This is a genomic window from Sandarakinorhabdus oryzae, from assembly GCF_009733735.1.
Classification (GTDB): domain Bacteria; phylum Pseudomonadota; class Alphaproteobacteria; order Sphingomonadales; family Sphingomonadaceae; genus Sandarakinorhabdus; species Sandarakinorhabdus oryzae.
Map to the genome: position 1 here is coordinate 1 of NZ_WNJP01000090.1, position 11,583 is coordinate 11,583.

Below are 11,583 nucleotides of genomic sequence, written 5' to 3' on the forward strand. Positions count from 1 at the left end.
GGTGCCGCGCCCGGGCGTGTCGCTGCTCGGCGCGCCGGCGGTGGGCTGGGCCGGCTGGTCGCCCACCCCGCCTTCACGCTGGACGCAGGCCGCCTTGCCGGCGATAATCAGGTTGCACTCCCGTTTGCGGCCGGAATCGGCTACAGCGATCCGCAGCACTGATCCCGGCTGGGCCACCACGGCCCGATTGACTGAAAAGGCAAGCTTTTGACCAAGACTGACCGCGTGGAGGAACTCCACGCCATGATCATGAAAAGCCTGGATGATGATCAGGCCGTGGATCCTGTTTCAATTCCGCTGGCGGGCAAGACCAGCATCGCCGATTACATGGTGATCGCCAGTGGCCGCTCCGGCCGCCAGGTTGCCTCCATGGCCATGAAGATCGCCGATAAGATGAAGGCCGATTTTCGCCGCAACGCCCGCGTGCAGGGTCTGCCGGCCGCCGATTGGGTGCTGATCGATTGCGGCGACATCATCGTCCACATTTTCCGGCCCGACGTGCGCGCCTTCTACAATCTCGAGAAGATGTGGGGCCTCGACGAAGCGCCCAATCCGTCGCCGGCCTTCGCGCCGGTGACAGGGTCTGCCACCTGATCCCCCGACCGACGCGCTGAACGGTGAAGCTGCACATTGTCGCGCGCGGCCGCATCGGCCAATCCCCGGAAGCCGAACTGGTTGAGCGTTATGCGCTGCGCCTGCGTGGCCGGCTGGTGATCAGCGAGATTGGCGACACCGCGCGCTGGCCAGCCTTCAGCCAGCAGCAGGGGCCAAACCGCACAGTTGTGCTTGATGAACGCGGGCGCGACCTGCCGTCCACCGATCTGGCGACCCTGCTGGGCCGCTGGCGCGACGATGGCGCGCGCGAGGTGCGTTTCCTGATTGGGGCCGCCGATGGCCATGATGAGGCGACGCGCAAAGGGGCCGATCTGCTGTTGGGCTTTGGCAAGGCGACCTGGCCGCACATGCTGGTGCGCGCCATGCTGGCCGAACAATTATACCGCGCGCTGTCCATCCTGGAAGGCCATCCCTATCACCGGGAATGATGTTCAGCGCTGCGAAAGACCGCAGGGAGTAGCACTCGCGCTGCCTTCTGCTATTCTGCCTGTCAAATCCCCCGCGTGAGTCTGTTGCCCGATGAGCCTCAAACACAGCTGGAAGATCGCGCTGCCGGTGGCAGCCCTGATCCTGGTGCCGGGCTATGCCGCCGTCCAGGCCGCCGCCGAATCCGATACCTACAAGGAATTCGACGCGCTGATGGACGTGTTCGAGCGCGTGCGCGCCACCTATGTCGACAAGGTGGACGACAAGACGCTGATCCGCGGCGCCATCAACGGCATGCTGGCCAGCCTTGATCCGCACTCGTCCTATCTCGACGGCCGCGACTATGCGAACCTCAAGCAGACCACGGACGGCGAATATACCGGCCTTGGCCTGACCGTGACCTCGGACGATGGCGCCGTGAAGGTTGTCGCCCCCACCGACGACACGCCCGCCGCTCGCGCCGGCATCAAGGCCGGCGACTATATCACCCACCTTGATGACGTGCTGATCTATGGCGGCACCCTCAACGAGGCGGTGGACAAGATGCGCGGCCCGGCCGGCACCAAGATCAAGCTGACCGTGGTGCGGCAGGGCGAACCCAAGCCATTGGAGTTCACGCTCACCCGCGAGGTTGTGGTGATCAAGCCGGTGAAATGGGAAACCCGTGGGCAAGTGGGCCTGATCCGCATCTCTACCTTCAACAGCCGCACCGGCGACGCCACCCGGGCCGCGGTGGAAGGCATCAAGGCCAAGCTGGGCAGCAACGTCGCTGGCTATGTGGTCGATCTGCGCTCCAACCCCGGCGGCCTGCTCGATGAAGCCATCAAGGTCTCGGATGTGTTCCTCGACAGCGGCGAGGTCGTCTCGGAACGGCGCCGGGCCAAGAACGACGTCGATCATTATTACGCCAAGCCCGGTGACCTGACCGACGGCAAGCCGGTGGTGGTGCTGGTCGATGAAGGCAGCGCGTCCGCTGCCGAGATCGTGGCTGGCGCCCTGCAGGATCACCGCCGCGCCCTCGTGCTGGGCCAGCGCAGCTTCGGCAAGGGCAGCGTGCAGACGGTGTTCCCGCTCAGCGCCGAAACCGCCTTGCGCTTGACCACGGCGCGCTATTTCACGCCGTCGGGCCGCAGCGTGCAGGAAAATGGCATCGATCCGGATATCCCGGTGCCGCAACTTTCCGATCCGCGCATGACGGAAAGGAAGCCGCTGCGCGAAGCCGATCTCAAGAAGCATCTGATCAACGAGATCAAGGACGCGACCGACAAGTTGGTGGAGCAGGACAGCGTGGCCGATCCGCGCTTCCTGGCCAAGGCTGATGAACTGAAGGCCAAGGGCGTGCTGGATTACCAGCAGGATTATGCCATCCGCCTGATCAACCGGCTGGCGCCGCCGGCTGCACCGCCAGTGCAGGTGGCCGGGGGTGCGGCGCGCACCGGCACGCGGTGATTGCGCCTGTCACATACGCCGGCTAAGCCCACGGCCAGCCCTGATTGCCAAGGAATACGCCGGCCGTGCTGCGTCGCCTCTATGATTGGACTCTGGCCAAGGCCGCCGGGCCGGGTGCCGAGCGCTGGCTGATGGGCATCAGCTTTGCCGATTCCAGCTTTTTCCCGGTGCCGCCGGATGTGATGCAGATCCCGATGTCGATCGCCCGGCCGGAACGCGCGATCCGCTATGCCGCAATATCCACCATGGCCTCGGTGGCCGGCGCTTTGCTTGGCTACACGATCGGCGCCTTGCTTTATCACGCGGTCGGCGTGCCGCTGCTGCATTTCTATGGCTATGAAGACAGGTTCGTGGCCTTTGCCGCCGACATCAAGGCCAATGGCTTCCTGTGGATGCTGGCCTTTGCCTTCCTGCCCATCCCCTACAAGGTCGCGACCATCGCTGCGGGTTCGGTGTCGCTTTCCATTCCGGTGCTGATCGCGGCCTCGATCCTGGGGCGCGGCGGGCGCTTTTTCCTGGTGGCGCTGGTGCTGCGCCGCTTCGGCGCGCAGGCCCAGGTGCTGATCGATCGCTATTTCAACGCGCTGGCGCTCACGGCAACCGCGCTGTTCGTCGGTGGCTTCGTGGTGGTCAAATATGCGCTCTGAGGTGCAGGCGCCGGCGTTGGTGCTGGCGGGCAGCCTGGCCCTGCTGGGCGGGGCCTATGCGTTCGAGATCCTTGGCGGGCTGGTGCCGTGCGAGATGTGCTGGTGGCAGCGCTATGCCCTGATGGCGACAGCCTTCTTCGCCGCTGATGCGCTGCTGTTGGCGGGCGTGGCGCGGCGGCAGCCAGCGATAACGCCGGTGGTGAAGGTGACGGCGTGGGTGGCGATCCTGGCGCTGGCCAGCAATGCCGGCATCGCGCTGTTCCACGCTGGAGTGGAATATAAATGGTGGCAGGGCCTCACCCGCTGCACGGCGCCGCTGGTGGCGGGTGACGCGAAATCGATGATGGCCGACATCCTGGCGCAGCCGCTGGTGCGCTGCGACGCCATACCATGGCAGATGTTCGGGATCTCCATGGCAGGATGGAATTTCGTCGTCTCCTTGCTGCTGGTTGGAGCTGCCACATGGCTGATGCTGAAACCCCGCTGAACGTCCGCCGTCACCTGCCCGGTGACCGCCGCGCCGACCGCCAAGCCATGGTGCGGGTCGACCAGGCTGGCGAACATGGCGCCGCGCGCATCTATGCCGGGCAACTGGCGGTGATGGGTGGCCGTCACAAGATGGCTGGCGAGATCAGGCACATGGCCCACCAGGAACAGCGGCATCTGGATGGCATGAACGGCTTGATGGCGCGGCGCGGCGTGCGGCCCACCCTGCTCGGCCCGTTCTGGCATGTCGCCGGTTTTGCGCTCGGCACCGGCACCGCGCTGCTTGGGCCCAGGGCGGCGATGGCCTGCACGGAGGCGGTGGAGACCGTGATCGACGAACATTACGGCGAGCAGACCGCGGCGCTGGCCGACGGCAGCGACCCGGAACTGAAGGCGATGATCGACGATTATCGAGCCGACGAGGTCGAGCACCGCGATGCGGCCGCCGCCCACACCGGCGGCGGTGCCTTCCCGGTGCTGGAAGCGGTCATCCGCGCCGGCTGCCGCACCGCGATCGCGGTGGCGAAGCGGCTCTAATTCCGGATCTGGTTGCGCAGCAGATAGCGGCCGTTGGCCCGGCAGGTGAACATCTGCGTCACGCCAGGATGCAGGATCGGATCGCCATCGGGATCAGGCAGCAGATTCTGCTGGCTGACATAGGCGACATAGGCCGATTCCTCGTTCTCGGCGAAAAGGTGGTAAAAGGGCTGGTTCTTGTGCGGCCGGATCGCTTCGGGGATCGACTGCCACCATTCCTCGGTGTTGTTGAACACCGGATCGACGTCGAAAATCACCCCGCGGAACGGGAACACCCGATGCTTCACCACATCGCCAATGGTGAAGGTGGCCGGGGTGGGCGCTTCGATCGACACGTCAGGGGTGGGGCGGTTGTTCATCATGTTCCAGTCGGGCAGCATGATCAGGGTTGGTGGTTGAACGGGCGATGACGGGCCAACGCCTGCCATCGAATTGCAATATAGGCAGCATCGGGCCGTCGTGAAGGGGTGGCGGTGTCGCGCCGGCACGGCGAAAATGCCGCAAGCCGGGCTTGGCAGGCCCGGCCCCCTCCGCTATAGGCCGCCCCTCGACCCGCCCGCGACGGACTTTTCCCACCGGGCACGCTTCGCGGAGAGGTGCCAGAGTGGTCGATTGGGACGGTCTCGAAAACCGTTGTGGGTGCAAGCTCACCGTGGGTTCGAATCCCACCCTCTCCGCCACTTTCCGCGGCCTGTGCGGACCCTTGAATCGTTGACCGGGCGTGGGCGTCTGTCGCCCACGCTGTCACTTGATGCCGGCAAGCCGATCCAGTGCGACGCGTCCGCCACCCAGGGCGATCAAGGGCAGCAGCAGGCCGGCCCAGCTGAGGTGGGTGGGCCAGGCATCGGGGTAGACGAAGATCTGGATCACCAATGTCATTCCCAGCAGGGCCAGCGCCGCATAGCGGGTGCCGAGGCCCAGCACGAGCAACACGGGGAAGACATGCTCGGCCAGCGCGGCGGCATGGGCGGCCACTTCGGGCGACAGCAATGGCAACGCATATTCCGACCGGAACAGCTCGACCGCCTCGTCGGTGACGGTGAACCAACCGCTCACCTTGGTGCGGCCCGACAGGAAGAAGATCGCGGCTACGCCGAGCCGCTGGATCAGCAGCAGAAATGACAAGGGCAGGGCCGCCGCCAGCATGTCGGCAACGCGGTCAGAAAAGCTGGAGCGGGCAGCAAGAGTTTCGGCGGCGATCATGGCGCTTACTCCGGCACAAGGGCGGCGACGGCGCCGCTGGTGATGAGGGTCTGGAAGGCTTGGGTGATGCAGGTGTCAGGGAATCGCTCGGCAGCCTGCAGGGCAGCGGCGCCAACGCTGTGGCCGCCCTTGAGGGCCAGCAGGATGCGATGGAGGCCGGCACCAATGACCACGGGTTCCACGCCGCCGGCGGGGCGCGTGAGCAATATGCCCTGGGGCTGCCATTCCGGCGCCACTTCGGCCAGGTCGGGATGGCGATGGGCGATCCAGATGTCGGCCGCCGGCAGCGTGAACCAGTCGAAGCGGGTGGCCGGATGGAGCCGCATCCGGCAGCGTGACCATTGATCGGCTGACAGGGCAGCAAGACTGGCCGCATCCAGGCAGTCGGCATCGGCAGCCAGGTGCGATTCCGTGTGCAGCCGGTCAATCCGGGCCACGTCGGCCAAATAAAGCAGATCGGTCGAGATCGGGTGCCGCTGCAGCCAGCGATCAAAGCCCGCGCCATAGCGTGCCAGCACCGGGCTTTCAGGCGGGTGACGGGCGACGAAACCCCGGGCCAGCGCCATGAACGCGCTGTGTCCGACGATCATCGCTACGGTCGGGTAATTGTCGGCCAGGGCATCGATCGCGCCCTTCATCGTGGTGTTGCGATAGACCTTCATGGCCAGGCGGCCGGGCCGGGGGCGATCAAGGGCGGCGACAAACGCGCCCTGCCAGCTGTCGAGTTCAGAGATCGTTGAGGGCATGAGCAGGGACCTTTCGTTCAAGCAGCGCCGCAGCGCGGTTGCGTTCGGTCATCAGGTCGGCAAAGGCCGGCACATCGCCATCGCGTTCCAGCAGCACCGGCTGCGGGCCGCACAGATCAAGCAGACTGGCCAGCAATCGCCACACGAAGCGTGAAACGGGGGCGTCGTGGCTATCGATCAGCAGGGCCGGCCCCAGCTGGGGGTCAGGCCGGTGGCCGGCGATGTGGATCTCGCCGATGGCGGCATGCGGCAGCGCCTCCAGATAATCATCGGGATCAAAGCCAAGATTGTTGGACGCCACGGCAACATTGTTGACATCGATCAGCAGACCGCAGCCGGTGCGCCGCACGATCTCGCCCAGGAAATCCGGCTCGCTCCATTCGGCTTCGACGGCCAGATAATGGGCCGGATTCTCGATCAGGATCGGGCGGGCGATGGCGGTCTGCACGATGTCGATGTTGCGGCAGACGGCCGCCAGCGCCGCCGTGGTGCGCGGCACCGGCAGCAGGTCGGGCAGGCAGCGCTGGCCGATGCGTGACCAGGCCAGATGTTCCGACACCAGGAAGGGGTCGAAGTTCCGCACCAGCCGCGCGAAGGCGGCCAGGTGATCGGGGTCGGGCCGATCATGGCCGCCCAGCGACAGGCCGACGCCGTGCAGCGAGACGGGGCGCACGGCGCGCAGCGCGTCCAGCATCGCCAGCCGCGGGCCGCCATCCACCATATAGTTTTCGGCATGCACCTCGAACCAGAGGCCGACCGCCGACGCGGCCATCGCCTCGTCGAAATGCTGGGGCTTGAATGCCACGCCAGCGGTCGGGCTGGTCATCGCCTCAGGCCTTCGGGCTCAGCGAGCCGAAGCCCTTGGGCGTCTTGATCTGCGTGCAGGTACCCTTGGCCACATATTTCCAGGCATTGCCCTGGTAATTGACATGGCTGGTGCCGGCGCAGCTGGTGCCAGCACCGGCCTTGCAGTCATTCTTGCCGGCAAGGCTGATGCCATAGCATTTGTCCTTGCCGGGTTGCGGCGGCACCGGGCCGGCCGTGGCGGCCGCCGCGGCAAGCGCGCTCAGCATGGCGGCGGTGATGGCGACATTGGCGGTCTTCATCCTGGGTCCTTTCATGGATCGAATCTGGAGTCGAATTGGCACCGGGGGCGGTGCATCAGCATCATTGCTCCAGGCGTCCGCGCCGTCCGCTGCCCAGAGCGCATCAAGTCGATGCAGTGGCGTTACCCAGCCGCCGGGGTGGTGATCTTGTGGCCGCCCATCGCCTCGTGGAGGACAAAGCCTTCCAGCGGATCGACCGGCTCGCGCCAGGGCGCCGATTCCAGCGTGTGCATGGTGTCGGCATAGCCAGCCTCCCAGCGGGCGCTGATGCCGGCCGCGCTGAAATCAATGTCCTTGCTATGGTCCTCGTTGGCCAGCGTGGGGGCGAGCAGGCGGATCACGTGCATCCGGGTGGAGCAGCCATAGGCGGCGAGGTGGGCGACATCGGCACTGTTGCGCCGGTCTTCCGGTACCAGCGCGGCCAGTTCTGTGATGATGTGGCGCAACTGGTGCAACTGGCGCTGGCGCTTGATGTGGGTGCTGGCGCGGCTGGAATATTGCACGTCCTTCTGGCGGTTCATTACGTCCCAGATCGACTGTGGCTCGGGCCCGTGCGGGTTCCAGATATGGACGGCATACACCATGGAATTGCGGCGCGGATTGTCGTCGAACACCACCTCTACCGGCGTGTTGGAGAGGATGCCGCCATCCCAATAAAGCTCGCCAGCGATGCGCACGGCCGGGAAGGCCGGCGGCAAGGCGCCGGATGCCATGACATGATCAAGCTCCAGCGCCATGTCGCGGCTGTCGAAATAGACCATCTCGCTGGTGGCGACACGGGTGGCGCCCACGGTCAACCGCATCGGGCCGTCGTTGATGATCGAGAAGTCGACCAGGTCGCTCAAGGTCTGACGCAGGGGATTGACCGAATAATAGCCGGCCTTTTCTGCACCCAGCAGCATGTGCGGGCTGAGGAACGCCATCGGGTTCGGCATGAAGAAGCTGGGCAGGCCTTGCGCGATGGTGGCCAGGTTGCGCCACGGGCCGGCGAAGGCGGCGGGCAACATGCGGTCGAAGATCTGGCCATGCTCGACCCGCTTCCAGAAGGCCCGCAACCGGTCCATGCGCTCGGCTGGCGGGCTGCCGGCGATGATGGCGGCATTGATGGCCCCGATGGACGTGCCGATCACCCAGTCAGGTTCGATGCCATGTTCGTGCAGGGCCTGGTAAACGCCGACCTGATAGGCGCCCAGCGCGCCGCCGCCCTGGAGGACCAGGACCTGCTGGCCGAGCTGGTGCAATTCAGCGGCAATGGTGGTGGCCGTCATGGCTGTTCTCCGTGCAGTTTCGTGGTGGGACCGGTGATCAGGCGGGCGCTGCGCTCGAAGGTGAGATAGCTCCACAGCCAGCGCACCCCGACGTCGAGGCGGTTGCGGAACCCGACGAGGAAATAGATGTGGGCCGTGCACCACAGCAGCCAGGCCAGGACGCCCGACAGCTGCACCCGGCCAAAGTCGATGACGGCACGGTGGCGGCCGATGGTCGCGAGATTGCCGTGGTTGCGGTACCGGAATGGCGTCGGGCGGCCGGTGGCGATGCTGCGGGCGGCGTGCTGGCCCTGCTGCTTGGCAACCGGGGCGACGCCGGGCAGGCTTTTGCCGTCGGTCCCGATGAAGGCGGCCGTGTCACCGATTACCTGGATCTCGGGGTGCCCCGGCAGCGTGAGATCGTCATTGACCAGCACGCGCCCGGCCGGATCGGCGGCGGCCTCCAGCCAGGCCGCGGCGGGCGAGGCCTGGACGCCGGCCGCCCACACGACGCTATGGCAGGGAATGCGGATGCCGCCGACATCGACGAAGCGGTCGCTGATCGCCTCGATCTTCTTGCCGAGCAGCACGGTCACGCCCAGTTCCGCCACCGCGGCCAGCGCCTTGGCTGCCAGCGGCTCAGGGAAACTGTTCAGAAGGCGCGGGCCGGCCTCGACGAGCAGGACGCGGCTGCAATGCGGCGTGATGCTGCGGAAATCCTGCGACACCGATCGGCGCGTGAGCTCGGCAATGGCGCCGGCCATTTCCACGCCGGTGGGACCACCGCCGATCACCACGAAGGTGAGTAGGGCGTGGCGGATGTCGGGGTCGGTCTCGCTCTCGGCGCGCTCCAGCGCCAACAGCACCTTGCGGCGCACGGCCGTGGCATCGTCGATGGTCTTGAGGCCCGGCGCATGGCTGGCCCAGTCGCTGTTGCCGAAATAGCTGTGCTGCGCGCCAGTGGCGACGATCAGCCGGTCGTAGCCGATGGGCTGGCCATCGGCGAGGCGGACGCGGCGGGCGGCGCGATCGACGCCAACCACTGTATCGAGAATGACCCTCACATTGGCCTGGTTGCGCAGGATCGATCGGATCGGCGCCGCGATGTCAGCCGGGGACAGGCCCGCGGTGGCGACCTGGTAGAGCAGGGGCTGGAAGAGATGGTGGTTGCGGCCGTCGATCAGCGTGATGTCGACATCGGCGCGCGCCAGGGACTGCGCGGCCGCCAGGCCACCAAAGCCGGCGCCGATGATGACGACATGCTGGCGTGGCCGGGTCATTGCGCAACCCAGCCGCCATCCACCGGCAGCGCCGTGCCGGTGATCGAGGCGCCGGCATCGCTGGCCAGGAAGACAGCCAGCGCGCCGAGCTCCTCGACCGTGGCGAATTTCTTGGATGGCTGGGCGGCGAGCAGCACGGTCTCGATCACGGCCTCGCGGCTGATCCCGCGCGCCTTTGCGGTGTCCTCGATCTGGCCTTCGACCAGCGGCGTCCACACATAGCCTGGGCAGATGGCATTGCAGGTGACGCCAAAGCGCGCGCCTTCCAGCGCCACCGTCTTGGTGAGCCCGACGATGCCATGCTTGGCCGCCACATAGGCGCTCTTGAACGGGGAAGCGACCAGGCCGTGGGCCGAGGCGACATTGATGATGCGACCCCAGCCGGCGGCCTTCATCGGGCCAAAGGCGGTGCGGATGGCATGGAAGGCCGACGACAGGTTGAGGGCAATGATCGCGTCCCAGCGCTCGGCGGGGAAGTCCTCGATCGGGCTGACAAACTGGATGCCGGCGTTGTTGACCAGGATGTCGAGCCGGCCGAAGCGGGCCAGGGCATTGCCCACCATCATGACCGCGCCGGCGGGGTCGATCAGGTTGGCGCCATCGAACACCACATCGACGCCGGCCTGGGCGGCGAGATCAGCCCTGGCAAGTTCGATTTCGGCCGGATCGCCCAGGCCATTCAGGACGATGTGCGCGCCGGCATCGGCCAGGGCGCGGGCGATGCCGAGGCCGATGCCGCTGGTGGATCCGGTGACGAGGGCGACCCGGCCCGCCAGGGGCCGGCTGGCGGAACGCTGCGCGAGCGGCTGGATGTTCATGCAGATTCTCCTTGCGGGATGTTGACGCAAGGATGCGGGGGCGGGCCTGCGGGCTGAAATGCCGTTCCCGCATGGATTCAATGCCGACAATCGAATGTTGCCGCGCCCGTATCGGCAGTAGCTGTTGGCCTGTCACGGAACGCGGGTCCGTTCCAGCCAATCCAGCCCCCGGAAACAGGCTCCAGCGACACCCTCGATCCGTGACACCAGTTTCAATCGGAAGAAGGAAAAGATGATGAAGCACAGCACCACTCTGGCCGCGATCCTGGCCACCAGTGCGGCCATCCTGGCCAGCACGCCGGCTCTGGCGGGCAGCTGCCCGGCCGGTCAGACCATCGCCAACCCGCTGGCCGGCGCACCGACCGCACCGTCCATGGTGACCGACAATGTGATCGGTTCGGTGGACCTGCAGAAGGAAATCGACGTCAACAACCGTGATCTGCGGTTGCGCCGGCTGGTCGTGCAGCCCGGCGGCATCGTGCCCCTGCACAGCCACGTTGGTCGCCCGGCCCTGATCATCACGGTCAGCGGCCAGATGACCGAGTATCGCAGCAGCTGCGCGGTCGGCATCGTTCACAACGCTGGCGAAGTGTCCAGCGAGTCCGACGGCATCTCGCATTGGTGGAAGAACACCGGCAGGGGTCCCGCCGTGCTGCTTTCGGCCGACGTCAAGGCCCGGGATTGAGCATCGCCACGAACGGGCGGTGCAGTGGCGGCCATATCGGTCGCCGCCGCGCCGCCCTTCTCCTTGCCAGGACGATGATGTGACCGACAGTTACCGCTTGGGTCTTGATATCCTGACCCGGATTGGCGCCGGCCTTGATGCCCGCCACAACCGCGTTGCCGAAGTGGCACCCGATTTCGCTCGTCTCGCCATCGGCTTTGGCTATGGCGAGATTTTTGCGCGCCCCGGCCTGCCGCTCAAGGATCGCGCGCTGGCCGCCGTGGCGGCGCAGGCCGCCCTCGGCACGTCGGCGGCGCAGTTGCGCGCGCACGTCGCTGCGGCCCTGCACCTGGGCTGGC

The 11,583-nt window shown here is 66.5% G+C and carries 17 protein-coding genes and 1 tRNA gene; 9 read left to right on the forward strand and 9 right to left on the reverse strand.

Annotated features, from left to right (window positions below):
• The coding region (locus GJ693_RS17395; RefSeq protein WP_207789959.1) for a hypothetical protein at positions 1-240 on the reverse strand (240 nt) is incomplete at its 3' end.
• Between the two features lie 3 nt (positions 241-243).
• Here GJ693_RS17395 and rsfS point away from each other — a divergent pair.
• From rsfS to GJ693_RS09910, 6 genes are all read left to right on the forward strand, one after another.
• On the forward strand, positions 244-594 hold the full coding sequence (rsfS, locus tag GJ693_RS09885) for a ribosome silencing factor (protein WP_156256158.1): 351 nt from the start codon (positions 244-246) through the stop codon (positions 592-594).
• Between the two features lie 23 nt (positions 595-617).
• Positions 618-1,043, forward strand: coding sequence for a 23S rRNA (pseudouridine(1915)-N(3))-methyltransferase RlmH (locus tag GJ693_RS09890; protein ID WP_156256145.1), 426 nt, complete (start codon positions 618-620; stop codon positions 1,041-1,043).
• 91 nt (positions 1,044-1,134) lie between these two features.
• Positions 1,135-2,490, forward strand: coding sequence for a S41 family peptidase (locus GJ693_RS09895; RefSeq protein WP_156256146.1), 1,356 nt, complete (start codon positions 1,135-1,137; stop codon positions 2,488-2,490).
• A gap of 65 nt (positions 2,491-2,555) precedes the next feature.
• Positions 2,556-3,137 carry a YqaA family protein gene (locus GJ693_RS09900; protein ID WP_156256147.1) on the forward strand — a complete coding sequence of 194 codons (582 nt, stop codon included), beginning with the start codon at positions 2,556-2,558 and terminating at the stop codon, positions 3,135-3,137.
• Entirely contained in the window at positions 3,127-3,624 is a 498-nt protein-coding gene (locus GJ693_RS09905; RefSeq protein WP_156256148.1) for a disulfide bond formation protein B, read from the forward strand. Before GJ693_RS09900 ends, GJ693_RS09905 begins: the two co-directional genes overlap by 11 nt.
• Positions 3,600-4,160 (forward strand): demethoxyubiquinone hydroxylase family protein, encoded by a 561-nt coding sequence (locus tag GJ693_RS09910; RefSeq protein ID WP_156256149.1) that lies wholly within the window; start codon positions 3,600-3,602, stop codon positions 4,158-4,160. The genes GJ693_RS09905 and GJ693_RS09910 overlap by 25 nt, the downstream gene beginning before the upstream one ends.
• Here GJ693_RS09910 and hspQ read toward each other — a convergent pair.
• Entirely contained in the window at positions 4,157-4,540 is a 384-nt protein-coding gene (hspQ, locus tag GJ693_RS09915; protein WP_408014559.1) for a heat shock protein HspQ, read from the reverse strand. The genes GJ693_RS09910 and hspQ overlap by 4 nt on opposite strands.
• A 210-nt stretch (positions 4,541-4,750) precedes the next feature.
• On the opposite strand from hspQ, the gene GJ693_RS09920 reads away from it, so the two are divergent.
• A tRNA-Ser gene (locus tag GJ693_RS09920) sits at positions 4,751-4,840 on the forward strand.
• 64 nt (positions 4,841-4,904) lie between these two features.
• Here GJ693_RS09920 and GJ693_RS09925 read toward each other — a convergent pair.
• The 7 genes from GJ693_RS09925 to GJ693_RS09955 form a co-directional block, all read right to left on the reverse strand.
• On the reverse strand, positions 4,905-5,306 hold the full coding sequence (locus GJ693_RS09925; RefSeq protein ID WP_156256160.1) for a DoxX family protein: 402 nt from the start codon (positions 5,304-5,306) through the stop codon (positions 4,905-4,907).
• Positions 5,307-5,368: 62 nt separating this feature from the next.
• On the reverse strand, positions 5,369-6,109 hold the full coding sequence (locus GJ693_RS09930; RefSeq protein WP_156256150.1) for an HvfC/BufC N-terminal domain-containing protein: 741 nt from the start codon (positions 6,107-6,109) through the stop codon (positions 5,369-5,371).
• Positions 6,090-6,935, reverse strand: coding sequence for an MNIO family bufferin maturase (gene bufB, locus GJ693_RS09935; RefSeq protein WP_156256151.1), 846 nt, complete (start codon positions 6,933-6,935; stop codon positions 6,090-6,092). The genes GJ693_RS09930 and bufB overlap by 20 nt, the downstream gene beginning before the upstream one ends.
• A gap of 4 nt (positions 6,936-6,939) precedes the next feature.
• The gene (locus GJ693_RS09940) at positions 6,940-7,182 is read right to left on the reverse strand and encodes a BufA1 family periplasmic bufferin-type metallophore (RefSeq protein ID WP_408014560.1); all 243 of its coding nucleotides are present in this window, start codon (positions 7,180-7,182) and stop codon (positions 6,940-6,942) included.
• Between the two features lie 155 nt (positions 7,183-7,337).
• Positions 7,338-8,483, reverse strand: a complete 1,146-nt coding sequence (locus GJ693_RS09945) for a patatin-like phospholipase family protein (RefSeq protein ID WP_156256153.1) — start codon at positions 8,481-8,483, stop codon at positions 7,338-7,340.
• Positions 8,480-9,742 (reverse strand): NAD(P)/FAD-dependent oxidoreductase, encoded by a 1,263-nt coding sequence (locus GJ693_RS09950; protein WP_156256154.1) that lies wholly within the window; start codon positions 9,740-9,742, stop codon positions 8,480-8,482. The genes GJ693_RS09945 and GJ693_RS09950 overlap by 4 nt, the downstream gene beginning before the upstream one ends.
• A complete protein-coding gene (locus GJ693_RS09955; protein ID WP_156256155.1) occupies positions 9,739-10,560 on the reverse strand; it encodes a 3-hydroxybutyrate dehydrogenase in 822 nt (273 codons plus the stop codon). Before GJ693_RS09955 ends, GJ693_RS09950 begins: the two co-directional genes overlap by 4 nt.
• A 232-nt stretch (positions 10,561-10,792) precedes the next feature.
• Between GJ693_RS09955 and GJ693_RS09960 the strand changes: the two genes are divergently transcribed.
• Together GJ693_RS09960 and GJ693_RS09965 are read left to right on the forward strand one after the other, a co-directional pair.
• Positions 10,793-11,245, forward strand: a complete 453-nt coding sequence (locus GJ693_RS09960; RefSeq protein ID WP_156256156.1) for a cupin domain-containing protein — start codon at positions 10,793-10,795, stop codon at positions 11,243-11,245.
• Between the two features lie 79 nt (positions 11,246-11,324).
• On the forward strand, positions 11,325-11,583 hold a 259-nt coding region (locus GJ693_RS09965; RefSeq protein WP_156256157.1), incomplete at its 3' end, for a carboxymuconolactone decarboxylase family protein.

Bases quoted from the DNA above. Each gene is read 5' to 3' on its own strand.
- rsfS (WP_156256158.1), top strand. From the start codon at position 244: ATGATCATGAAAAGCCTGGATGATGATCAGGCCGTGGATCCTGTTTCA.
- GJ693_RS09895 (WP_156256146.1), top strand. From the start codon at position 1,135: ATGAGCCTCAAACACAGCTGGAAGATCGCGCTGCCGGTGGCAGCCCTG.
- GJ693_RS09905 (WP_156256148.1), top strand. From the start codon at position 3,127: ATGCGCTCTGAGGTGCAGGCGCCGGCGTTGGTGCTGGCGGGCAGCCTG.
- GJ693_RS09910 (WP_156256149.1), top strand. From the start codon at position 3,600: ATGGCTGATGCTGAAACCCCGCTGAACGTCCGCCGTCACCTGCCCGGT.
- hspQ (WP_408014559.1), bottom strand. From the start codon at position 4,540: ATGCTGCCCGACTGGAACATGATGAACAACCGCCCCACCCCTGACGTG.
- GJ693_RS09925 (WP_156256160.1), bottom strand. From the start codon at position 5,306: ATGCTGGCGGCGGCCCTGCCCTTGTCATTTCTGCTGCTGATCCAGCGG.
- GJ693_RS09930 (WP_156256150.1), bottom strand. From the start codon at position 6,109: ATGCCCTCAACGATCTCTGAACTCGACAGCTGGCAGGGCGCGTTTGTC.
- bufB (WP_156256151.1), bottom strand. From the start codon at position 6,935: ATGACCAGCCCGACCGCTGGCGTGGCATTCAAGCCCCAGCATTTCGAC.
- GJ693_RS09940 (WP_408014560.1), bottom strand. From the start codon at position 7,182: ATGCTGAGCGCGCTTGCCGCGGCGGCCGCCACGGCCGGCCCGGTGCCG.
- GJ693_RS09945 (WP_156256153.1), bottom strand. From the start codon at position 8,483: ATGACGGCCACCACCATTGCCGCTGAATTGCACCAGCTCGGCCAGCAG.
- GJ693_RS09950 (WP_156256154.1), bottom strand. From the start codon at position 9,742: ATGACCCGGCCACGCCAGCATGTCGTCATCATCGGCGCCGGCTTTGGT.
- GJ693_RS09955 (WP_156256155.1), bottom strand. From the start codon at position 10,560: ATGAACATCCAGCCGCTCGCGCAGCGTTCCGCCAGCCGGCCCCTGGCG.
- GJ693_RS09960 (WP_156256156.1), top strand. From the start codon at position 10,793: ATGATGAAGCACAGCACCACTCTGGCCGCGATCCTGGCCACCAGTGCG.